At 74.0% G+C, this 20,297-nt stretch carries 18 protein-coding genes and 4 tRNA genes; 9 read left to right on the top strand and 13 right to left on the bottom strand.

Annotation, left to right across the window (positions count from 1 at the left end; genetic code table 11):
- Positions 1–3: 3 nt before the first annotated feature.
- Both ACFYNO_RS33530 and ACFYNO_RS33525 read right to left on the bottom strand, forming a co-directional pair.
- Positions 4–651, bottom strand: a complete 648-nt coding sequence (locus ACFYNO_RS33530) for a response regulator (RefSeq protein ID WP_388021294.1) — start codon at positions 649–651, stop codon at positions 4–6.
- A complete protein-coding gene (locus tag ACFYNO_RS33525) occupies positions 648–1,889 on the bottom strand; it encodes a sensor histidine kinase (protein ID WP_388021293.1) in 1,242 nt (413 codons plus the stop codon). The genes ACFYNO_RS33530 and ACFYNO_RS33525 overlap by 4 nt, the downstream gene beginning before the upstream one ends.
- Before the next feature lie 184 nt (positions 1,890–2,073).
- Between ACFYNO_RS33525 and ACFYNO_RS33520 the strand changes: the two genes are divergently transcribed.
- The gene (locus ACFYNO_RS33520) at positions 2,074–2,667 is read left to right on the top strand and encodes a hypothetical protein (protein WP_388021344.1); all 594 of its coding nucleotides are present in this window, start codon (positions 2,074–2,076) and stop codon (positions 2,665–2,667) included.
- A 72-nt stretch (positions 2,668–2,739) separates the two neighbouring features.
- On the opposite strand, the gene ACFYNO_RS33515 is transcribed toward ACFYNO_RS33520, so the two are convergent.
- Together ACFYNO_RS33515 and ACFYNO_RS33510 are read right to left on the bottom strand one after the other, a co-directional pair.
- The gene (locus ACFYNO_RS33515) at positions 2,740–3,666 is read right to left on the bottom strand and encodes a hypothetical protein (RefSeq protein WP_388021292.1); all 927 of its coding nucleotides are present in this window, start codon (positions 3,664–3,666) and stop codon (positions 2,740–2,742) included.
- A 396-nt stretch (positions 3,667–4,062) separates the two neighbouring features.
- Entirely contained in the window at positions 4,063–5,301 is a 1,239-nt protein-coding gene (locus ACFYNO_RS33510) for a plasmid pRiA4b ORF-3 family protein (protein ID WP_388021291.1), read from the bottom strand.
- Between the two features lie 355 nt (positions 5,302–5,656).
- On the opposite strand from ACFYNO_RS33510, the gene ACFYNO_RS33505 reads away from it, so the two are divergent.
- Both ACFYNO_RS33505 and ACFYNO_RS33500 read left to right on the top strand, forming a co-directional pair.
- On the top strand, positions 5,657–5,887 hold the full coding sequence (locus tag ACFYNO_RS33505; RefSeq protein WP_218203968.1) for an antitoxin: 231 nt from the start codon (positions 5,657–5,659) through the stop codon (positions 5,885–5,887).
- On the top strand, positions 5,884–6,288 hold the full coding sequence (locus ACFYNO_RS33500; protein WP_388021290.1) for a type II toxin-antitoxin system VapC family toxin: 405 nt from the start codon (positions 5,884–5,886) through the stop codon (positions 6,286–6,288). Before ACFYNO_RS33505 ends, ACFYNO_RS33500 begins: the two co-directional genes overlap by 4 nt.
- 120 nt (positions 6,289–6,408) lie before the next feature.
- On the opposite strand, the gene ACFYNO_RS33495 is transcribed toward ACFYNO_RS33500, so the two are convergent.
- From ACFYNO_RS33495 to ACFYNO_RS33480, 4 genes are all read right to left on the bottom strand, one after another.
- A tRNA-Phe gene (locus ACFYNO_RS33495) sits at positions 6,409–6,482 on the bottom strand.
- Positions 6,483–6,501: 19 nt separating this feature from the next.
- A tRNA-Asp gene (locus ACFYNO_RS33490) sits at positions 6,502–6,575 on the bottom strand.
- Between the two features lie 52 nt (positions 6,576–6,627).
- Positions 6,628–6,700 (bottom strand) — tRNA-Glu (locus ACFYNO_RS33485).
- 106 nt (positions 6,701–6,806) lie between these two features.
- Complete coding sequence (locus tag ACFYNO_RS33480) at positions 6,807–7,157, bottom strand: metallopeptidase family protein (protein WP_388021289.1); 351 nt, start codon at positions 7,155–7,157, stop codon at positions 6,807–6,809.
- Between the two features lie 242 nt (positions 7,158–7,399).
- On the opposite strand from ACFYNO_RS33480, the gene ACFYNO_RS33475 reads away from it, so the two are divergent.
- Positions 7,400–8,161 (top strand): hypothetical protein, encoded by a 762-nt coding sequence (locus ACFYNO_RS33475; protein WP_388021288.1) that lies wholly within the window; start codon positions 7,400–7,402, stop codon positions 8,159–8,161.
- Between the two features lie 189 nt (positions 8,162–8,350).
- The gene (locus ACFYNO_RS33470; RefSeq protein ID WP_388021287.1) at positions 8,351–10,528 is read left to right on the top strand and encodes a DEAD/DEAH box helicase; all 2,178 of its coding nucleotides are present in this window, start codon (positions 8,351–8,353) and stop codon (positions 10,526–10,528) included.
- A gap of 208 nt (positions 10,529–10,736) precedes the next feature.
- Here the strand turns inward: ACFYNO_RS33470 and ACFYNO_RS33465 are convergent, their stop codons facing one another.
- Together ACFYNO_RS33465 and ACFYNO_RS33460 are read right to left on the bottom strand one after the other, a co-directional pair.
- Positions 10,737–11,612, bottom strand: a complete 876-nt coding sequence (locus ACFYNO_RS33465) for a DUF3592 domain-containing protein (RefSeq protein WP_388021286.1) — start codon at positions 11,610–11,612, stop codon at positions 10,737–10,739.
- Between the two features lie 114 nt (positions 11,613–11,726).
- Positions 11,727–12,032, bottom strand: a complete 306-nt coding sequence (locus ACFYNO_RS33460) for a hypothetical protein (RefSeq protein ID WP_388021285.1) — start codon at positions 12,030–12,032, stop codon at positions 11,727–11,729.
- A 160-nt stretch (positions 12,033–12,192) separates the two neighbouring features.
- On the opposite strand from ACFYNO_RS33460, the gene ACFYNO_RS33455 reads away from it, so the two are divergent.
- Positions 12,193–12,265, top strand: a tRNA-Lys gene (locus tag ACFYNO_RS33455).
- 65 nt (positions 12,266–12,330) lie between these two features.
- Here ACFYNO_RS33455 and ACFYNO_RS33450 read toward each other — a convergent pair.
- From ACFYNO_RS33450 to ACFYNO_RS33440, 3 genes are all read right to left on the bottom strand, one after another.
- Positions 12,331–13,410, bottom strand: coding sequence for a tyrosine-protein phosphatase (locus ACFYNO_RS33450; RefSeq protein WP_388021284.1), 1,080 nt, complete (start codon positions 13,408–13,410; stop codon positions 12,331–12,333).
- An 84-nt stretch (positions 13,411–13,494) separates the two neighbouring features.
- Positions 13,495–13,812, bottom strand: coding sequence for a hypothetical protein (locus ACFYNO_RS33445; protein WP_388021283.1), 318 nt, complete (start codon positions 13,810–13,812; stop codon positions 13,495–13,497).
- Between the two features lie 71 nt (positions 13,813–13,883).
- On the bottom strand, positions 13,884–14,954 hold the full coding sequence (locus ACFYNO_RS33440) for an enoyl-CoA hydratase/isomerase family protein (RefSeq protein ID WP_388021282.1): 1,071 nt from the start codon (positions 14,952–14,954) through the stop codon (positions 13,884–13,886).
- Positions 14,955–15,295: 341 nt separating this feature from the next.
- Here ACFYNO_RS33440 and ACFYNO_RS33435 point away from each other — a divergent pair, with 341 nt between their 5' ends.
- Genes ACFYNO_RS33435 through ACFYNO_RS33425 form a run of 3 tightly spaced genes read left to right on the top strand, consistent with a single transcriptional unit; the run spans position 15,296 to position 20,249 of the window.
- Positions 15,296–16,045, top strand: coding sequence for an HAD family hydrolase (locus tag ACFYNO_RS33435; RefSeq protein ID WP_388021281.1), 750 nt, complete (start codon positions 15,296–15,298; stop codon positions 16,043–16,045).
- On the top strand, positions 16,042–18,447 hold the full coding sequence (locus tag ACFYNO_RS33430) for a glycoside hydrolase family 65 protein (RefSeq protein WP_388021280.1): 2,406 nt from the start codon (positions 16,042–16,044) through the stop codon (positions 18,445–18,447). Before ACFYNO_RS33435 ends, ACFYNO_RS33430 begins: the two co-directional genes overlap by 4 nt.
- Positions 18,448–18,506: 59 nt before the next feature.
- Positions 18,507–20,249: a pyruvate dehydrogenase gene (locus ACFYNO_RS33425; RefSeq protein ID WP_388021279.1), complete on the top strand. Its 1,743-nt coding sequence runs from the start codon at positions 18,507–18,509 to the stop codon at positions 20,247–20,249.
- The last annotated feature ends 48 nt before the right edge of the window (positions 20,250–20,297 follow it).

The raw sequence follows: 20,297 nt of genomic DNA, 5'->3' as shown, positions 1-20,297 counted from the left end.
CGGTCAGCCCCCGAGCTCGCGCACCAGGACCGCGGCCTGCGCCCGGCTGCGCAGGTCCAGCTTGCCGAGCAGCCGGCTGACGTGGGTCTTCACGGTGGGCTCCGCCATCCCCAGCCGGGCCGCGATCTCGGCGTTCGACAGCCCCTCGCCCAGGCAGCCGAGCACCTCGCGCTCGCGCGGGGTGAGCGCCGCCAGCGCCGCCGGGTCGGCCGGCCGCCCGCGCTCCGGGCGGGTGGCGGCGAACTCGCTGATCAGCCGCCAGGCCAGCTCCGGGGCGATCAGCCCGTCGCCCGCCGCCACCGAGCGGACCGCGCCGACCAGGCCCGCCGCGTCCACCGTCTTCAGCAGGAAGCCGGCGGCACCGGCCCGCAGCGCGCCGTAGACGTACTCGTCCAGGTCGAAGGTGGTCAGCACCAGCACCTGGGCCAGCCGCTCGGCGACCACCGCGCGGGTGGCCGCGACGCCGTCCAGCCGGGGCATCCGGATGTCCATCAGCACCAGGTCGGGGCGGAGCTCGCGGGCCAGCCGCACCGCCCGCTCGCCGTCGGCCGCCTCGCCGACCACCTCGATGCCGGGCGCCGCGCCCAGGATCAGCACCAGGCCGGCGCGGACGGCCGCCTGGTCCTCGGCGACCAGGACGCGGATGGTCATGCCGGCTCCTCGGCGGTGGCGGTCGGCCGCTCCAGCGGCAGGACGGCGCTGACCAGCCAGCGGCGGCCGGCGCCGGTGCCGTCCGGCCCGGCCCGGAACTCGCCGTGCAGCAGCGCCGCCCGCTCGGCCATCCCGATCAGCCCGGCGCCCGAGCCGGGGGCCCGGTCCGGCGCCGGGCCGTCCGCCAGCGGGCTGCTGACCCGCACGGTCAGCGCGCCCTCCCGGTGGGCCAGCCGGACCGTGACCGGGCCCGGGGCGGCGTGCTTGAGCGCGTTGGTCAGCGACTCCTGGACGATCCGGTAGGCGGCCAGCTCGACCGGGGCGGGCAGCGGCGGGTCGGCGGCGGGCAGCTGGTCCAGGGTGGCCTCCAGGCCGTTCGCCCGGGCCCGGTCCAGCAGCGCCGGCAGGCCGTCCAGGCTCGGCACGGCGGCCGGGTCGGCGGCGGCGCCGCGCTCCCGGAGCAGGCCGATCATCCGGCGCATCTCGGTCAGGCCCTCCACGCTGTTCTCCCGGATCACCAGCAGCGACCGCCGGGCGCTGCCCGGGTCGTCCAGCGAGAGCGCGGCGGCGGAGTGGATGGCGATCGCGGTCAGCCGGTTGGCGACCATGTCGTGCAGCTCGCGGGCCATCCGGGCGCGCTCGGCGGCGACCGCCTGGGCCCGGTCCTGCTCGGCCAGCCGGGCGCTCTGCTCGGCCAGCCGCAGGTTCTGCGCGGCCTCCCGGCGGGCCGCCTCGGCCGCCTCCTGGTGGTTGCGGACCAGCGCGCCGGTGGCCGCCGGGCCGAACAGCACCACGCCAAGCAGCACGCCGATCAGCAGCGCCTCGGGCTTGCGGTACCAGGCGAGGAAGCCGAGCGTGGCCGCCACCGTGACCAGCCCCGCGCCGACCGGGAGCCGGCGGGCGGCGGCCGGGCCGCCGTAGCGGGCCGCGGCGTAGACCAGGTCGGTGTACATCAGCACGGTGGCGATGCTGCCGGTGGTGAACTGGTCGGCCACCAGGGCCGCGGTGCCGCAGGCCAGGGCGAGCCGGGGACGGGTGCGGCGCAGCAGCTCCAGGCCCGCGGTGGCGGTCAGCGGTAGCAGCACCCAGGCGCCGCCGAGCGGGCGGCCGCCCTGGGCGGTCACGCCGGTCAGCCAGAGCAGCACCCCGCCGAGCAGGCCGGCCGCGGCGATCGCGGCGTCGTGGCGGTGCGGGCGGCGGTCCTTGGCCGCCGTCGGCGGGCGCCGGGGATCGGGCACCTCGCCATCCAACCACGGGGGCCGCCGCTCGGCCCGAACCCGGGGCACCCGGTCTACATCGAAGGATGCAGGGCGGGGTCGTCCGATCTGGCGATGCCCGGTGAGCAGGGCGGATGCCAGGATCGTGGGCGGAGGAAGGTCCCGGAGGACGGTCCGGAGGAGGCCGCGGAGAGGGGTGGCGGAGATGCTGATCGGCCTGGTCGTCGCCTGCGAGGCCGCGTTCTGGGTGCTGCTCGCCGCCGGGCTCGCCGTTCGGTACCTGCTGGGCATGCGGCGGACCAGCGTGGCGCTGCTGCTCGGCGAGCCGGTGCTGGAGCTGGTGCTGCTGGCCGTCACGGCGGTGGACCTGCAGCGCGGGGCCCGGCCGAGCTGGGAGCACGGGCTGGCGGCGGTCTACCTCGGTTACACGGTGGCCTACGGCCGCAGCACCCTCCGCTGGCTGGACGGCCACGCCGCCCACCGCCTGGCCGGCGCACCGCCGCCGCCCAGGCCGCCGCGCTACGGCATGGCCCGGGCCCGCCACGAGGGCCGGCTCTGGCTGCGCAGCCTGCTCGGCGGCGCGGTCGCCTGCGGGCTGCTGCAGCTCGCCGCCTGGTACGTGGGCAGCGGCAGCCCGGCGGCGGAGCCGCTGCACGGCTGGCAGTTGACGGCGCTTCGGGCGGTCGGCATCCACGGGGTGATCGCGCTGACCTACCTGCTCTGGCCGAAGAAGGCGCCCGCCGGAGCGGGATCCGGGCCGGGGTCGGGATCGGCGGGCGGCCTGCCGAGGAGACCGTGAACGGCGAGGTCCCCGGAGCCGGGGGCTCCGGGGACCTCGGGGTCTGCCTCGGGGTCTGCCTCGGTGACCGGCTCAGCCGTTGCGGCGGGCCCGGCGCTTGACGCCGAACAGCACGGCGGCTCCGGCGGCGAGCAGGGCGGCGGCCGCGGCCGCCAGGGTGCCGGTGCCGCTGCCGCCGCCGGTGAAGGCGAGCGAGGCCTGCTGGGGGGCGGGGGTCGGCGGGGTGGCCGGGGCGGTCGGGGTGGCAGCGGTCGGAGCGGCGCCGGCCGGGGCGGCCGCGGGGGCGGAGCTCTGCGGTGCCTGGGCGGCCTGGGTGGGCGCCGGCGACTGGGCGGCTGCCTGGGCCGGGGCCTGCTTGGTGGTGGCCGGCTTGGTCGGGGTGGCCTGCGGGGCGGGCTTCACCGGCGGCAGCTCGAGGAAGCTGCCGCCCGAGACCTTCGCGCCGTCCGCGGCGCCCTGGGTGACGACCATGAGCGACTTGATCTTCTCGGCGACCGAGGCCGCGGTGGTGATCCGCAGGTCGAAGGAGGCCGACTGGCCGTCAGCCAGCGGCGCGTCCAGGGCGGTGGAGGCGATCCAGATGGACGGGTCGCAGCCCGGCGTGGTCGGCAGCTCGGTCGCGGCGCCGTTGCGGACCAGCGCGACCTTGGTGTTGCCCGGGTTCATCACCCCGAGCTGGGTGAAGAGGCTCGGGGCGAGCGACACGTGCCGGTAGGCGGCGCCGGTGTGGTTGGTCTCGGTGATCCGGACCTCGAAGACGGCCGAGTCGCCTTGGAGCCGGCCCTGGTGCACGGTGCTGATGGTCAGCGCGGGCAGACCGCGGTGCTCGGGCGCGCCCGGCACCCCGAACTCGCCGGGCAGCTGCGGCACCTGGCCCTGACCGCAGTTGGTGATGACCGACCCGGTCCAGGTCGAGCCGTCGTCGGCCTGGGCCGTTCCGGCGGCCGCGGCGGTGGCGGCGGCGAGCAGGACGGCGACGGCAGCGGTCTTCTTGATCATGGTGATTCCCCCCAGGGCATCGACGTGGATGGTGTCGCGCCTTCCTGCCGCCCTCCCAGGGCTCTCGTCCGCCGCGCAGGAACAAGTCTTCCGGGGGATCTTCCGCGAGACGTACGCCAACCGTCACGGTGCCGTCACAAGCCCCGTCCGCCTGCTTCACACCCGGGAACGCGAAACGGCCCCGGGAGCGAATCCGCTCCCCGGGGCCGTTCGTCTTTCGGTGGCCAGGGCCGGGGTCGAACCGGCGACCTTCCGCTTTCAGGCCACGCCAGGGCGCAGGAATGCCCCTTTTGAGCGGTTCTGTCGTCCGCGGAAGTGTGGCTGCGGACGTCGTCGTGCACGGCGGTTGGCGTCAGTGTTGGCGTCAACCGGAGTCCCGGGACCGGACTGTGCTCGTCAGTCGAGGGCGCGCAGTTGCCGGTTGATCTCGCGCGGGTCGAAGCGGGCCGGGTCGAAGTCGGCTGCTGTCTTGAGACCGAGCCGGCGAAGCAGGTCCTCGTGCTCCGGGTCGGCGGAGTCCTGGAGGGTCCGCTTGAGGTCCTCGTACCCGCCTGGGCCGCCGCAGTCCTCAGGCGGGCAGGCTCCGGCGCCGTCCACGCAGGCGGGATAGTGGTGGTCCGCCTCGGCCGTCATCCGGCGCTCGACCGTGATGCGGTGCTCCCATGAGTCGCCGAAATCGTAGTCGTAATCGAGGTTTCCGCCTTCCTTGACCAGGATGTCCAGGACAGCGGTGGTCTCGTCCGCGAAGTCCAGTTCGCTGGAGCGGGGTCCGTACTGGACGCCGTTCGCGTTGAACGCGTGCAGGTGGCAGTTCTGCCAGCCCATTGCCGCCTGGATGACCCGGTGCAGGTTGTCGAGGCGGATACCGGCCGGCACCTGGACGCGGCGCCACACCGCGGGCTGATCCACATCGGCGAGTTGGATATGGAGCTCGTAGAGCGGATCGCCAGGGCGTGGCTCCCCGCGTAGCCGGGCCATGGCTTGACGGCCGGCCGAGGTGAGAGCGACGGACTTGCCGGTCTGCTGGGCGGCTCCGAGGCCCTTGAGCGCGGCGAGGAGGCGGTCCACGTCGCGGTCGTTGCTCTGACGCAGGAGGCGAAGGCGGTCCTCGGGAAGGTCGTCGAGGACGAAGAACCCGGACAGTGCTTTCCACACCGCAGTCCGCAGCTTCTGTTCCGGCACCGGGAGGTCCGCGGCGTAGAGGCTCGTCAGCACCGCCCGCATTCCGGCGGGGTACTCCTCCGCGAGCATCGAGCCGAGCCACCCGGCGGGGAGTACCGTCTCGCCGATGCGCGGCAGGGCCTCGAACAGCGAGTCGAGGAGGCGCTCGGGGTCCTCCACTACGCGCGCGTTCTTCTTGACGGGCACCAGGCGGCCGGCGGTGACCCGCAGGAGCCGGGCCGCCTTGGCCCATTCGACCAGCAGGTTCAGGTGGTACAGCTCCTGGCTGGACTTGGTCTTGAAGGTCCTGTCATCGATGGCCGGGTCGATGGTGTCGCCGGTCTCCAGGAGTGTGACCAGGGTCCGCGCGTCCGCGAGGGTGACCTTGCCTGTCTGGGTGAGCTTGCGTCCCGCGCCGATCCAGCTGACGAGACCTCGGACCTGCTCGACGGTGCGTGGCTGCTCGGGTTCCATCGCCGCTTCCTGTCTGCTCAGGCGCTTGAGATTCCATCATCGAGGATCGGCATTCCCGTTAGGCTCGCGACGATGAGCGAGTACCAGTACTACGAGTTCCTGGCGATCGACCGACCGTGACGCCTGCGACCACGTCGGACGCGGCCTCCAGTTTCGGCAGCGGCTGGCCGCGCTCCGCGAGGAGCACCGGCACCTGCCCGGCCTGCTGCGCCGTCTCGACGACCGGGCCTTGCGCGGCTGACGCCTTCCTTCCGCTCACGGGGCTCGCCGAGGGACACCGGTGGCCCCTGGGCCGTGACCAAGCGGCTGGAATCGAGTGCATGCATTTCGCAAGCGTTGCAGCTAAAATGCCTGCATGACTGCGATCACGATTCGTGAAGTCCCGGACCCGATTCTCGAAACCCTCAAGCTCAAGGCGGCCAAGGCGGGGAAGAGCCTCCAGGCGTACCTGCTCGACCTTGTCACCCGCGAGGCGGCCACGCCGACGTTGGCCGAGATGATGGCCCGCCTCGACCGGGAGACCCGTACCGACGTCAGTACCTCTGACATCCTCGCCGCGATCGATGACGGGCGGGAGCGTCGGTGAATTCGAGCGTTGTCATTGACTGCTCTGCGCTGGTGCGGGTGCTCACCGACCACAGCCCCGCTGGCCACGCCGTCCGCGACCGACTCCGCGGGGTGGATGCGCTCGCCGCCCCTGGCCTGCTCGACTACGAACTCGTGTCGGCTCTCTTCGGCATGGTGCGGGGCGGCAAGCTCGCGGAGAAGGAAGCGGTGAAGGCCGTAGCCGACTACCAGGCACTCGCCATCACGCGACACGAGACGCTGATCCTCTGGCAGCGGGTGGGAGAACTGCACCACAACATCAGTGCATATGACGCCCAGTATGTGGCGCTCGCCGAGACCCTCGGCGTGCCGCTCGTCACCAGCGATGCCCGAATCCAGCGCAGCGGTGCGGCCAAGTGCACCATCGAGGTCTTTGCCTAGCCGCTGGTGAAGGCGGGCCGGAGCAGGGCAACGACCGTCCGCTGCGCCGTTGGCGTCAACCGGCACGAAAATGCCCCCGAAGCGAGCTGCTTCGAGGGCATTCATGCTGGTCAAACAAGGTGGCCAGGGCCGGGGTCGAACCGGCGACCTTCCGCTTTTCAGGCGGACGCTCGTACCAACTGAGCTACCTGGCCGCGTCCCCGAGGGGACGAGCGATCCTGACGGGACTTGAACCCGCGACCTCCACCTTGACAGGGTGGCGAGCTAACCAACTGCTCCACAGGACCTCAACAGAGCCTTGCGGCCCCGACTTTACTACGTTTACTGCCTGGTACTGCGTGCCCCCAACGGGATTCGAACCCGTGCTACCGCCTTGAAAGGGCGGCGTCCTGGGCCACTAGACGATGAGGGCTTTCGGCCCGCCAACTGTTCTCCAGCGGTCGGGGACGTTGAGAAGCATATGGGATGCGGGCGGGAACGCCAAAACGGATTCCGCCCGGCGCGCGCGCCGGTGCAGGTCAGGACCACCCCAGCTCGTCCAGTTCGTGGTCGTCGAAGCCGAAGTGGTGGGCGACCTCGTGGATCACCGTGGTGCGGACCTCCGCGACCGCCTGCTCCCGGGTCTCGCACTGCCGCAGGGTCGGGCCGCGGTAGACGATGATCCGGTCCGGCAGCACACCGGCGTACCACTCGCCGCGCTCGGTCAGCGGCGTGCCCTCGTAGAGCCCCAGCAGGTCGGGGTGGGCCGGGTCGGGCTCCTCCTCGACGAAGACCGCCACGTTGTCCATCATCGCCGCCAGCTGCGGCGGGATCTGGTCGAGGGCGTCGCTCACCAGTCCCTCGAAGTCTTCCCGGCTCATCTCCACCACCCCATTGTCGAGCGCCTGGTGAGGGCGTGCCAGATGACGGGGCGCGGAGCGGCCGCGCGCGCTCCGGGCCGGCCGTGTCCCCTGGGCCGTTCGGGCGTTGGGCATCGGAAGGGCCGCCGGTCGGGGCGGTCAGGGTGGGGCGGCCAGGAGAGGCGGCGGCGATGGTTCCGACGAAGCGTGTGACGAGGGTTCCCGGCGCGGCTCCGGTCCGGCCGGCGGTGCGGTCCGGTGGCCGGCGCCCGGTGGCCGTCGCGGCCCTGGTCCGGCGGGCCCGGACGGTGCGCGAGTCCCGCGCCGCGGTGAGCCGCCTGGTGGCGGCCGGCGGACCGCTGGCGGGCGGCCCGGCGACCGGGGCGGAGCGGGCGGCCGTCTTCCGCTCGATGGCGGTGCGCACGGCCGTGCTGGCGCTCGCCGGGCTGAGCGCCACCGGCTGCATGGCGGTCGGCGCCGGCAACGACCAGCAGCCGGTCGCCCACGCCTCGGGCACGGCCAGCCCGAGCGGCCGGGCCTCCGGCACCCCGGGGGCCGCCCGTCCGGCGGGTCGCGCCGAGCGGGCCGGCGCGGGGCGCAGCGAGGGCGCCTCCGCCGGTCCCACCGGCGGGGCGCCGGCGGTGGCCCCGGCCGCCTCGGTCGGCGAGGTGGCGCAGGTCGCCGACCCCAACCCACCGGTCACCGACCAGCCCCCGGTGACGGGTGCGGTGGTGGCCGTCCCGCCGCAGTCCGCGCCGGCCGGCGCCCCGGCCGCCGAGCCGACCGCCACCGGGCGCGCGGCCGGGCCGGGCGCGGGCGGCGCGCCGTCCACGCCCCCGCCGGCGCCCACCCCCGCGGCCCCGACCAGCGCGGCGGCCGGCGGCGGCTCGGCCGCGCCCACCCCGGTCCCCACGCCGACGACCGCCCACCCCGGTCCCTCGGCCACTCCGTCGGCCGCCCCGGTGCCCTCCGCCAGCGGCTCCGCCGGTGGCTCCGGAACCTCGGCCGGCGGGACGGGATCCGGATCACATTAGGGAGTCGTCCAGGAGGTTTGCCTTCGGACCTGGGGCTCCTCTATGGTGGTAGATCGTTAGTTTGATCCTGGCGCCCTGACCCCTAATCGGCGCCCTTGGCGCGTTCCGGCGATCCGTGGCTGACCGCATAGAGGCGGTTGTAACTCAGAACCCCGGACTTTGGCGCGTGCCACTTCCGGAAGGTTTTCTATGTCTCTCGTTGACGACGACCGCTTCGTCATGCCCGCTGACGCCCAGCCCGCCGATGAGGTGATTGCCGCCGACGCTGTCACCGACACCGTCGAGACCGACAGCCTCGAGGCCCACGCCGTCGAGGCCGACACCATCGAGGCCGTCGAGGCCGAGGTCGAGGCCGAGCCCACCCTCACCTTCGGCGACCTCGGTCTGCACGACGACGTGGTCCGGGCCCTCGCCAAGCGCGGTGTGACCACCCCGTTCCCGATCCAGGCCGCCACCATCCCGGACGCGCTGGCCGGCAAGGACGTGCTCGGCCGCGGCCGCACCGGCTCCGGCAAGACCCTGAGCTTCGGCCTGCCGCTGCTGACCCGCCTCGCCGACGGCGAGCGCACCCGCCCCAAGCACCCGCGCGGCCTGATCCTGGTGCCGACCCGCGAGCTGGCCATGCAGGTGGCCGACGCGCTGGAGCCGTTCGGCTCGGTGCTCGGCCTGCGCCTCAAGGTGGTCTGCGGCGGCACCTCGATGTCCAACCAGATCTACGCCCTGGAGCGCGGCGTCGACGTGCTGGTGGCCACCCCCGGCCGGCTGCGCGACCTGATCAACCGGGGCGCCGCCAAGCTGGCCGATGTCCAGGTCGCGGTGCTCGACGAGGCCGACCAGATGGCCGACATGGGCTTCCTGCCCGAGGTCACCGAGATCCTCGACCAGGTGCCGGCGGGCGGCCAGCGGCTGCTCTTCTCCGCCACCCTGGAGAACGAGATCGACAGCCTGGTCAAGCGCTACCTGAACGCGCCGGTCACCCACGAGGTCGACCCCTCGGCCGGTGCGGTCACCACCATGACCCACCACATCCTGGTGGTGAAGCCGAAGGACAAGGCCCCGATCACCAACGCGATCGCCGCGCGCAAGGGCCGGACCATCATCTTCGTCCGCACCCAGATGGGCGCGGACCGGGTCGCCGAGCAGCTGATCGAGGCCGGCGTGAAGGCCGACGCGCTGCACGGCGGAATGACCCAGGGCGCCCGCACCCGGGTGCTCGGCGACTTCAAGGACGGCCTGGTCAACGTCGTCGTCGCGACCGACGTCGCGGCCCGCGGCATCCACGTGGACGGCATCGACCTGGTGCTGAACGTGGACCCGGCCGGCGACCACAAGGACTACCTGCACCGCTCCGGCCGCACCGCCCGGGCCGGCCGCTCCGGCACCGTCGTCACCCTGGTGCTGCCGCACCAGCGCCGCGGCGTCTTCCGGCTGATGGAGGACGCGGGCGTGGACGCCTCGCGCCACATCCTGGACCGCGCCTTCGACGCCGAGGTGGCCCGGATCACCGGTGCCCGCTCGCTGGTCGAGGTGCAGGCGGAGAGCGCCTCCGGCATCGCCGGTGCCGCCGAGCGCGAGGTGGCCGACCTCACCCGCGAGCTGGAGCGCCTGACCCGTCGGGCCACCGAGCTGCGCGACGAGGCCGACCGGCTCGCCGCCCGGGCCGCCCGCGAGCGTGCGGAGCTGGGCATCGAGGAGGAGCCGGCCGAGGCCGCCGCGACCGGGGAGTCGGCCGAGCCGACTTCCGAGGCCGCTGTGGCGGAGCCGGCGGCCGAGGTCCGCGAGGAGCGGGCGCCGGCCTACCGCGAGCTGCGCTCCGAGCGTCCGGCCTTCGGCGGCGGCCGTGACCGCGATGACCGTGGTGGCCGTTCGTTCGGCGACCGTGGTGACCGCGGCGACCGCGGCGGCTTCCGGGACCGCGACGACCGTGGCGGCAACCGCGGTGGTTTCCGTGACCGTGATGACCGTGGTGGCCGTTCGTTCGGTGACCGTCCGGCCCGTCCGGCCTTCGGTGACCGCGACCGTGACCGTGACAACCGCGGTGGTTTCCGTGACCGTGATGACCGTGGTGGCCGTTCGTTCGGTGACCGTCCGGCCCGTCCGGCCTTCGGTGACCGCGACGACCGTGGCGGCAACCGCGGTGGTTTCCGTGACCGCGATGACCGTGGTGGCCGTTCGTTCGGTGACCGTCCGGCCCGTCCGGCCTTCGGTGACCGCGACCGCGGCGGCAGCAGCAGCCGTCCGTTCGCCCGCCGCGACGACCACCGCTCCGGCGGCCGCCCGCAGGGCGGTTCCTACGGCGAGCGCGGCGGCCGTGCCTACGGCGACCGCGACAACGGCGGCGACCGCAAGCCGCGTTGGAAGAGCTGACGCTCCGTCCGACCGTGTACTGATCGAGGGCCCGTTCCACTCCGGTGGGGCGGGCCCTCGCCCGTTTGTCCGCTCCCCCTCGGCGGCCAGCCGCACCCGGTCGGCTTCCCCACCGCCGCCGGCCCCGCCTTCGACCGGCTGGTCTTCGCGGTGCCGGACCGGGACACCGGCACGCCTACCGCTTCCCCGGCGCCGGCCGGACCGGCCGTCAGCGGCTCGGCAGGGTCGCGGCCAGGGTGACCGCCACCCCGCAGCAGAGCACCGCGGCGAGCAGTTCGACCGCCGTCGGCGGGCGCAGCGGTCCGCCCGGCCGCGGCCGCCGCTGCAGGCTGTCCACCCGGAACACCGCCGGATCCTGCGGCAGGTGCCGGACCGCCACCGGCAGCCCGTCCGCGGCCGGGTAACCGTGCCGGTTGTGGGTGCAGAGGTCGACGCCGGTCACCCGCTCGCCGCCGACCGAGGTGAAGGCCACCACCGGGTGGTAGCGGTGGGCGCCCTCGGCCCCGCCGTCCACCACGAAGGTGCCGATCAGCTCGCCGGGCACCAGCACGCCCTTCTCCCGCAGCCGGGCCCGCCGCTCGTGCCGGCCCGCCCGGTGGTTCAGCAGCCCGGCGGTGCCGAGCGCCAGGCCCGAGGCGGCCAGCACCGCGCTGGTGGCGATCGCGCCCGGGTCGGTCCACCGGGTGAGCACCAGCGCCACCGAGCCCAGGGTCATCACCAGCAGGCTGACCAGCGCGGCGTCGGCGGAGCTGGTCTGCGGGCCGATCTGGAACCGCTCAGGGGCGCCGGGCAGGTAGCGGACCGAGACCGGCTGGCCCGGCCAGCCCGCCAACGGCACCCGCCCGCAGGACGGGGTGCCGATCACCTCGCGCTCGGTCGCCGGATCGGTGAACCGGACCACCAGCCCGACCGAGTCCGCCCCGTGCCGCCGCGCCACCCGGACCTCGGCCACCGTGCCCCGCACCTCGGCGCCGCGCCGGGCGAACCTGGTCAGCCAGAGCGCTGTGGCCGGGATCCCGGCCACCACGACCACCAGACCCGTCCACCAGACGAACAACGGTAATCCGTGGCTGACTTGGTCCATCGCCGTCCCCCCGACCGCGTCCCCTCGGTGACTCCCCGTCACCCGTGCGGCCACCTCGGTAGCCGTCTCGGATCCTGCCCCGTTCCCCGGCTCCTGTCACCCCGCGGCCGCCGGTCACCGTCCGAACTGTCGCTCCGTCAGCTCGGAGGCCGCGGCCACCACACCCGTCACGGCCAGCACCGACGGCCAGGCCCCGATCTTCTTCGCCAGCGGGTGCGAGCCCCCGAAGGCCGCCAGGTACAGCCCGGTGAGCGCCGCGGCCGCCCCCGGCCCGGCCGCCCGCCGCCACTGGTACGCCGCCCCGGCCCCCGCCGCCGCCAGCACCGCCCCGCCGAGCGGCCGCCGCCCGGTGAACCGCGCCGCGCCGTAGCCGCCGACCAGCCCGGCGGCGGCGATCGCGGCCGTGGGGATCCTCGCCATGGTGCTCTCCTTCGCTCTCACTGCACGGGACCTGCTTCGTTCCCGACCCTAACCCCGTCCCCGGCGCCCGCCGCACCCCTTATCCATTGGCCAACCCCCGCGCCGCACCCGGTAGGATCGTCCCGGCCGACGCGTACCATCCCGGTGCCGCCCGGCCGCCGGGCCACTAGCTCAATCGGCAGAGCTGCGGACTTTTAATCCGTAGGTTCAGGGTTCGAGCCCCTGGTGGCCCACCGAACTGAGGCCAGGTCAGCCACGTGCTGACCTGGCCTCTTCTGTTGCGCCCCCGGGGCGGCGGTCAGTCGGCCAGTAGCTGCCGCTTCAGCTCGCGCAGGTCCTGGCGGTCCAGGCCGAGGCCGTCCTTCAGGTAGCCGTCGAAGCTGCCGAAGTCCTTGGCGACCTCGTCGAAGCCCGCGTTCAGGTACTCGGGCCGGACGTCCAGCAGCGGCTTGTAGACCGCCTGGTAGGCCGGCGGCAGCTGGGCCAGGGTGGCCGCGTTGAGCTGGGCGCGGTAGGTGTTGCTGGCCAGGTAGTCGGCCATCACGGTGTCCCGCGGCACGCCGAGGGCGGTGAGCAGGGTGGCGCTGGCCCAGCCGGTGCGGTCCTTGCCGGCGGTGCAGTGGTAGAGCGCGACGCCGTCGCCGTCGCGGTCGGCCAGGCCGGTGAGGACGGCGTGGTAGGCGGCCTTGGCGGAGGGGGCGGCGACCATGGTGCGCTCGCCGTCCACCATCGCCTGCACGGCGGCGGCCGGGGTGGTGACGTTGAAGGCGCCGGTGTCGGCGGCGCCGAGCACGTTCTCGCTGTACTCGGTGGCGCCGGCCGGCAGCCGGTCCGGGGCGGCCTGCCGCTCGGCGGGGGTGCGCAGGTCGTGGACCTGGTCGATGCCGAGGCGCTGCAGCTCGGCCAGGTCGGCGGCGGAGAGCTTGCTGAGGTCGCCGGAGCGGTAGACCGAGCCCATCCGCACCCAGTGGCCGTCACCGGTGCGGTAGCCGCCGGCGTCGCGGAAGTTGGGGGCGGAGGCCAGGTGCAGGTCGCGGTCGGCGATGGTCAGCGGGTCGCCGTGGTCGGGGACCAGCTCGAAGTACCAGCGGTCGGCGGCGGGCACCGTGACGGTGACGGTGGTCGAGCCGGCGGCCCGGGCGACCGGCTTACGCCGGGCGATCCGGTCGCGGTCCTGCCCGGCGTAGACGGTGACGTGCCGGACGCCGGGGGCGGTCCAGCTGAGCGTGAAGGAGCCGTCGGCCTGCTGGGTCGCGGTCGCGGCGGTGAACGGGATGGCGCCGTGGCGGTGGCCGTCGGCGAGCGCGGGGGCGGCGGTGCCGAGCGCGAGGGCGCCGGTCAGCAGGGCGGTGGCGAGCAGGCGGGGGGTCGTGGGCATGGCTCGAAGGCTAAGTGTGCCAAGGTGGCACGTTGTGGCATGAGAGTGTCCGGCCGACAACGGCTCGTTGAAGTCGGGGCGCCGTCAGCGGCCGTGCGGCATGGTGAAGTAGCTGACCACCGAGGCCAGCGCCAGCGCCGGGGCGGCCACGCAGAGCACGGTGTGCCAGAACCGCCCGGCGTGCGCCAGCACCCAGGCGCCGATCAGCAGCGGCACCGAGGTCAGCAGGCAGGCGAGGCCCACCGCGACGTGGCCGTGGCTCGGCGGGCAGGCGGTGTCGCAGGTGCTGTAGACGAGCCCGGCCTCGAGGGTGACGAGCAGGGCCAGCACGGCGGGCGGCAGGGTCAGCAGGGAGCTGATGGCGGGTCCGACCCACCAGCGGGAGCGCGGGGCTGTGGTCATGCCCCAAGCCTCCCGCCGGCGGGCCGGCCGGAGTCAGCGCCCGGCTACTCGACCGGAGTGAGTACGGCTACTCAGTCCGCCAGCACGGCCAGGCCCAGCTCCTGACCGGCCGGCACCGGGGCGAAGTGCCGTGCCACCTCGGCCTCGGAGACCCCGGCCAGGGTGTCGGGCGCCCAGCGCGGATTGCGGTCCTTGTCCACCACCTGGGCCCGGATGCCCTCGATGAAGTCGTGGTCGGCCAGCCCGGCCCAGGAGACCCGGAACTCCTGCTCCAGCGCGGCCGCCAGCGAGGGCAGCCGGCGGGCCCGGCGCAGTGCGGCCAGGGTGGTCTTCAGCGCGGTCGGCGACTTGGCCCGGATCTGCTCGGCGGCCTCCTTGGCGGCCGGCAGGCCGACGGCGTCCAGCCGCTCCAGCACCTCCTCCACGGTGTCCGGCGCGTAGCAGTGGTCGATCCACTCCCGCTCGGCGGCCAGCGGGGACGGTCCGGCCGGTACCGCGAAGCGGCGCACCGCCTCGGCCGGCTCCAGCTCGGCCAGCGCCGCCGTGAAGGCGGCCACCCGCTCGGTCGGCAGCAGGTGGTCGGCGAAGCCGCAGTGGATCGCGTCGGCCGCGGTCATCCGCCCGGCGGTCAGCGCCAGGTGGGTGCCGAGCTCGCCGGGGGCCAGCGCCAGCAGCCGGCTGCCGCCGACGTCCGGCACGAAGCCGATCGCGGTCTCCGGCATCCCGACCTGGGCCCGCTCGGTGACCAGCCGGACCGCGCCGTGCGCCGAGACGCCGACCCCGCCGCCCAGCACCAGGCCGTCCATCACCGCCACGAAGGGCTTGGGGTAGCGGGCGATCCGGTGGTTGAGCAGGTACTCGTCGCGGAAGAAGGCCCGGGCGGCGGTGCCGTCCTGCTTGGCGCTGTCGTGGAAGAAGCGGATGTCGCCGCCCGCGCACAGGCCCCGGTCGCCGGCGCCGGTGAGCACCACGGCGGCCACCGTCGGGTCCCCGGCCCAGTCGTCCAACGCCCGGTGCAGGGCGCGGACCATCGCGTGGTCCAGCGCGTTGATCGCCCGCGGCCGGTCCAGCAGCAGCCGGCCGACCCGGCCGTCCCGCTCGGCCCGGACGTGTTCGGCGGGGGTGGTGGGGGACGAGGTCATCGGAGTGCTCCTAGCTGGTGCGTGCCCCGGCCACCGTACGCGCCGCCGGGCCGCGGGCCGCTCCCAGGGCCGCCCGGCGCTCACCGCCGCCTTTTGCACTCCGGCGCACAACCGCGCGCGCTCTCGGCCCCCGCACGCTCTGCCCGTGCCACATCCGCACAACTAGGCTTTACCAGGAGCAGAGTTGACCATGCGTCAGGCGAGGCTAGACTCGTCAAGGAAATGGCGTCCCGTCACTTGTATTTCACCCGTTCGACGCAGTCCAAACCTGGTCGGGCCGCGCGACGACGCGCCGGACCGGAATGGCTGTGCCGAACCGATTCCTGGGACAGACTTCAATCATGCTGGGGCTACCCGACCACATCCGCGCCTGCCTCTTCGACCTCGACGGCGTGCTGACGCAGACCGCCAAGGTCCACGCCGCCGCGTGGAAGGCGATGTTCGACGACTTCCTGAAGGCCGAGGCCGGGCGCACCGGCACCGCGTTCGTCCCGTTCGACCAGGCCGCCGAGTACGACCGCTACGTGGACGGCCGCCCGCGGCTGGACGGCACCCGCACCTTCCTGCGCTCCCGCGGCATCGAACTGCCCGAGGGCTCGCCGGACGACGCGCCGGGCACCCGCAGCATCAACGGCCTGAGCACCGCCAAGAACGAGCTGGTGCTCCGCCTGATCCACGAGCAGGGCGTGCAGCCGTACCAGGGCTCGGTGGCCTACCTGGACCGGCTCGCCGCGGCCGGCGTGCCGCGCGCCGTGGTCTCCTCCAGCGCCAACTGCCGCGACGTGCTCAAGGCCGCCGGCATCGACGGCTACTTCGACACCGTGATCGACGGCGTGGTGGGCAAGCGCGAGGGTCTGCCCGGCAAGCCGGCCCCCGACACCTACCTGGCCGCCGCCCGGGAGCTCGGCATCGAGCCCGGCGCCGCGGCGGTCTTCGAGGACGCGCTGGCCGGGGTCGCCTCCGGCCGGGCCGGCGGCTTCGGCTTCGTGGTCGGGGTGAACCGGACCGGGCAGGCCGACGCGCTCCGGGAGAACGGCGCGGACCTCGTGGTGGACGACCTGTACGAACTGATCGAGGGGGCGGCGAAATGACCGCGCAGGAGGGCTTCGCGGTCGATCCGTGGGGCATCACAGAACACCGGCTCGACCTGGCGGGCCTGGCCCGCAGCGAATCCGTCTTCGCGCTCTCCAACGGCCACATCGGCCTGCGCGCCAACCTGGACGAGGGCGAGCCGCACGGCCTGCCCGGCACCTACCTGAACGGCGTCTTCGAGCTGCGCCCGCTGCCCTACCCGGAGGGCGGCTACGGCTACCCCGAGTCGGGCCAGAGCGTCATCAACGTCACCAACGGCAAGCTGGTCCGGCTGCTGGTCGACGACGAGCCGTTCGACCTGCGCTACGGCGAGCTGCGCGGCCACCGCCGCTCGCTGGACTTCCGCGAGGGCGTGCTGCGCCGGGAGGCCGAGTGGACCTCGCCGGCCGGCCGCACCGTGAAGATCCGCTCGGCCCGGCTGGTCTCGCTCACCCAGCGGGCGATCGCCGCGGTGGACTACGAGGTCGAGGCGGTGGACGGCCCGGTCCGGATCGTCATCCAGTCCGAGCTGGTCGCCAACGAGCAGCTGCCCGAGAGCTCCGAGGGCGATCCGCGGGCCGCCGCCGTGCTGGAGGCCCCGCTGGTGGCCGAGGCGCACCACGCGCACGGCACCAAGGCGACCCTGGTGCACCACACCCGGTACAGCAACCTGCGGCTGGCCGCCGGCATGGACCACGTGATCGAGGGCCCGGACGGGGTCAGCGTGACCAGCGAGGCCCGGCACGACCAGGCCCGGATCAGCGCCACCACCGTGCTGCAGCCGGGCGAGCGGGTCCGGCTGACCAAGTTCGTCGGCTACGGCTGGTCCGCTGCCCGCTCGCTGCCCGCGGTCCGGGACCAGGTGGAGGCGGCGATCACGGCCGCCCGCTACTCCGGCTGGGAGGGGCTGCTGGCCGAGCAGAAGCAGTACCTGGAGGAGTTCTGGGCGGCCAGCGACATCGAGATCGACGGTGACGTCGAGCTGCAGCAGGCCGTCCGGTTCGCGCTCTTCCACGTGGTGCAGGCGGCCGCGCGCAGCGAGGAGCGGGCGATCCCGGCCAAGGGCCTGACCGGTCCGGGCTACGACGGCCACAGCTTCTGGGACACCGAGACCTTCGTGCTGCCGGTGCTCACCTACACCCTGCCGGGCGCGGTGGCCCAGGCGCTGCGCTGGCGGCACTCCACGCTGCCGCTGGCCCGTGAGCGGGCCGCCCAGCTGGGCCTGGACGGCGCGGTCTTCCCGTGGCGGACCATCCGCGGCGAGGAGTGCTCCGGCTACTGGCCGGCCGGCACCGCCGCCTTCCACATCGGCGCCGACATCGCGGTGGCCGTCGCCCGCTACGTCCGGGCCACCGGCGACATCGAGTTCGAGCGCGGCTACGGCCTGGAGCTGCTGGTCGAGACCGCCCGGATGTGGCGCTCGCTGGGCCACCACGACTCGCACGGGCAGTTCCGGATCGAGGGCGTCACCGGTCCGGACGAGTACAGCTCGATCGCCGACAACAACGTCTTCACCAATCTGATGGCGCAGACCAACCTGCGCGCCGCGGCCGACGCGGTGGCCCGCCACCATCTGGAGGCCGACGCGCTGGGGGTGGACACCGAGGAGACCGCCGCCTGGCGGGACGCCGCCGCCGCGATGTACATCCCGTACGACGAGAAGCTCGGCGTGCACCCGCAGGCGGACAACTTCACCCACCACCAGGTCTGGGACTTCGAGGGCACCCCGGCGGAGAAGTACCCGCTGCTGCTGCACTTCCCGTACTTCGACCTGTACCGCAAGCAGGTGGTCAAGCAGGCCGACCTGGTGCTGGCGATGCAGATCCGCGGCGACGCCTTCACGCCCGAGCAGAAGGCCCGCAACTTCGCCTACTACGAGCGCCTGACGGTGCGCGACTCCTCGCTCTCCGCCTGCACCCAGGCGGTGATGGCGGCCGAGGTGGGCCAGCTGGACCTGGCCTACGACTACACCGCCGAGGCCGCCCTGATGGACCTGCACGACCTGGGCGGCAACACCAGGGACGGCCTGCACATGGCCTCGCTGGCCGGCGCCTGCATCGCCCTGGTGGCCGGCTTCGGCGGCATGCGGGACCACGGCGAGGCGATCGGCTTCCGCCCGCGACTGCCCGCGGGGCTGAGCAGGCTGGCCTTCTCGATGCGGATCCGGCAGCACCTGCTGGCGGTGGAGATCACCCACGAGGAGACCACCTACACGCTGCGCGAGGGCGACAAGATCCTGGTCGAGCACGAGACCGAGGAGCTCTGGGTGGAGGTCGGCACCCCGGTCTCCCGGCCCACCGTGATCCCGCCCGCCGGCGAGCGCCCGGCGCAGCCGGTCGGCCGCGAGCCGGCCCGCCGCTCGCCGCAGCCGGTCGCGATCGGCGGCTCGGGGGTGACGGGGGAGCACCTGGCGGCCGAGTAGCGCACCGCCGCCGCGCCAGTCAGGCTGACGGTACGGCAGACACGGCAGGAGGCACGGGCGTGGCGGCGAACAGCGTGGCCGAGCAGATGGTGCAGGTGCTCCGGCAGGCCGGGGTGGAGCGGGTCTACGGCGTGGTCGGGGACAGCCTCAACCCGGTGGTGGACGCGATCCGCCGCACCGAGGAGATCTCCTGGGTGCACGTCAGGAACGAGGAGGCGGGTGCCTTCGCGGCCGCCGCCGAGGCCGAGCTGACCGGCCGGCTGGCGGTCTGCGCGGGCTCCTGCGGCCCGGGCAACACCCACCTGATCCAGGGCCTGTACGACGCCCAGCGCAGCGGCCTGCCGGTGCTCGCGCTGGCCTCGCACATCCCGTCGGCGCAGATCGGCTCCGGGTTCTTCCAGGAGACCCACCCGGAGCGGGTCTTCACCGACTGCAGCGGGTTCTGCGAGATGGTCTCCACCCCCGCGCAACTGCCCCGGCTGCTGCGCACGGCGGTGCAGCACGCGCTGGGCGCCCGGGGCGTCTCGGTGCTGGTCTTCCCGGGCGACGTGGCGGCGCTGCCGGCGGCCCGGCCGACCGGCGGCGGCGACTTCCTGACCGAGCACGGCACCGTGCTGCCGCCGGCCGCGCAGCTGGAGGCGCTGGCCGAGAAGCTGAACACCGCCGAGAAGGTGGCGCTGTTCTGCGGTGCCGGGGTGCGCGGCGCGCACGCCGAGGTGATGGAGCTGGCCGGCCGGCTGTACACCCCGGTCGGCCACTCGCTGCGCGGCAAGGAGTGGATCCAGTACGACAACCCGTACGACGTCGGGATGAGCGGCCTGCTCGGCTACGGCGCCTGCCACGAGGCGCTGCACGAGGCCGACCTGGTGCTGCTGCTCGGCACCGACTTCCCGTACGACTCCTTCCTGCCGCAGGCCAGGACGGTGCAGATCGACCACGACCCCACCCGGCTGGGCCGGCGCACCCCGCTGGAGCTGGCGGTGCACGGGGACGTCCGGGCCACCCTGCGGGCGGTGCTGCCGGAGCTGGTGCAGCGCGCCGACCGGTCCTTCCTGGACGCGCTGCTGACCAAGCACTGCAAGGCGCTGGAGTCGGTGGTCGGCGCCTACACCAGGGACATCGAGCACCACCTGCCGATCCACCCCGAGTTCGTGGCCTCGGTGCTGGACGAGGTGGCGGCCGAGGACGCGGTCTTCACCGTGGACACCGGCATGAACAACGTCTGGGCGGCCCGCTACCTGACCCCGAACGGCCGCCGCCGGGTGATCGGCTCCTTCCTGCACGGCTCGATGGCGAACGCACTGCCGCACGCGATCGGCGCCCAGCTGGCCGAGCCGGGCCGGCAGGTGGTCTCGATGTCCGGCGACGGCGGGATCGGGATGCTGCTGGGCGAGCTGCTGACGGTGGCCAAGTACCGGCTGCCGGTGAAGACGGTGGTCTTCAACAACGGCGCGCTCGGCATGATCAAGCTGGAGATGCTGGTCAGCGGCTACCCGGAGTCGGAGATCGACAACGGCGCGGTGGACTACGCGGCGATCGCCGAGGCGGCCGGGGTGCCGGGGGTGCGGGTGACCGACCCCAAGCGGGTGCGCGAGGTGCTCGCCGAGGCGCTGGGCCGGCCGGGCCCGGTGCTGGTGGACGTGGTGACCGACCCGAACGCGCTCTCCATCCCGCCGCACATCACGGCGGCGCAGCTGAAGGGCTTCGCGCTGGCGGCGAGCCGCACGGTGCTCTCCGGCGGGGTCGGGCGGATGGTCGACCTGGCCCGCAGCAACCTGCGCAACATCCCCCGCCGCCCCTGAGGGTTTGCCTCTGGGGCACATTTCTTGCCTGGTGGGCACGGCAGGTGT

This window comes from Kitasatospora sp. NPDC006697 (genome assembly GCF_042869935.1).
GTDB lineage: Bacteria > Actinomycetota > Actinomycetes > Streptomycetales > Streptomycetaceae > Kitasatospora.
The sequence above is the reverse complement of the archived record's forward strand: the minus strand, read 5'-3'. Positions and strand labels throughout refer to the sequence as shown.

Bases quoted from the DNA above. Each gene is read 5' to 3' on its own strand.
- ACFYNO_RS33530 (WP_388021294.1), bottom strand. From the start codon at position 651: ATGACCATCCGCGTCCTGGTCGCCGAGGACCAGGCGGCCGTCCGCGCC.
- ACFYNO_RS33520 (WP_388021344.1), top strand. From the start codon at position 2,074: ATGCTGATCGGCCTGGTCGTCGCCTGCGAGGCCGCGTTCTGGGTGCTG.
- ACFYNO_RS33515 (WP_388021292.1), bottom strand. From the start codon at position 3,666: ATGATCAAGAAGACCGCTGCCGTCGCCGTCCTGCTCGCCGCCGCCACC.
- ACFYNO_RS33510 (WP_388021291.1), bottom strand. From the start codon at position 5,301: ATGGAACCCGAGCAGCCACGCACCGTCGAGCAGGTCCGAGGTCTCGTC.
- ACFYNO_RS33505 (WP_218203968.1), top strand. From the start codon at position 5,657: ATGACTGCGATCACGATTCGTGAAGTCCCGGACCCGATTCTCGAAACC.
- ACFYNO_RS33470 (WP_388021287.1), top strand. From the start codon at position 8,351: ATGTCTCTCGTTGACGACGACCGCTTCGTCATGCCCGCTGACGCCCAG.
- ACFYNO_RS33465 (WP_388021286.1), bottom strand. From the start codon at position 11,612: ATGGACCAAGTCAGCCACGGATTACCGTTGTTCGTCTGGTGGACGGGT.
- ACFYNO_RS33460 (WP_388021285.1), bottom strand. From the start codon at position 12,032: ATGGCGAGGATCCCCACGGCCGCGATCGCCGCCGCCGGGCTGGTCGGC.
- ACFYNO_RS33450 (WP_388021284.1), bottom strand. From the start codon at position 13,410: ATGCCCACGACCCCCCGCCTGCTCGCCACCGCCCTGCTGACCGGCGCC.
- ACFYNO_RS33445 (WP_388021283.1), bottom strand. From the start codon at position 13,812: ATGACCACAGCCCCGCGCTCCCGCTGGTGGGTCGGACCCGCCATCAGC.
- ACFYNO_RS33440 (WP_388021282.1), bottom strand. From the start codon at position 14,954: ATGACCTCGTCCCCCACCACCCCCGCCGAACACGTCCGGGCCGAGCGG.
- ACFYNO_RS33435 (WP_388021281.1), top strand. From the start codon at position 15,296: ATGCTGGGGCTACCCGACCACATCCGCGCCTGCCTCTTCGACCTCGAC.
- ACFYNO_RS33430 (WP_388021280.1), top strand. From the start codon at position 16,042: ATGACCGCGCAGGAGGGCTTCGCGGTCGATCCGTGGGGCATCACAGAA.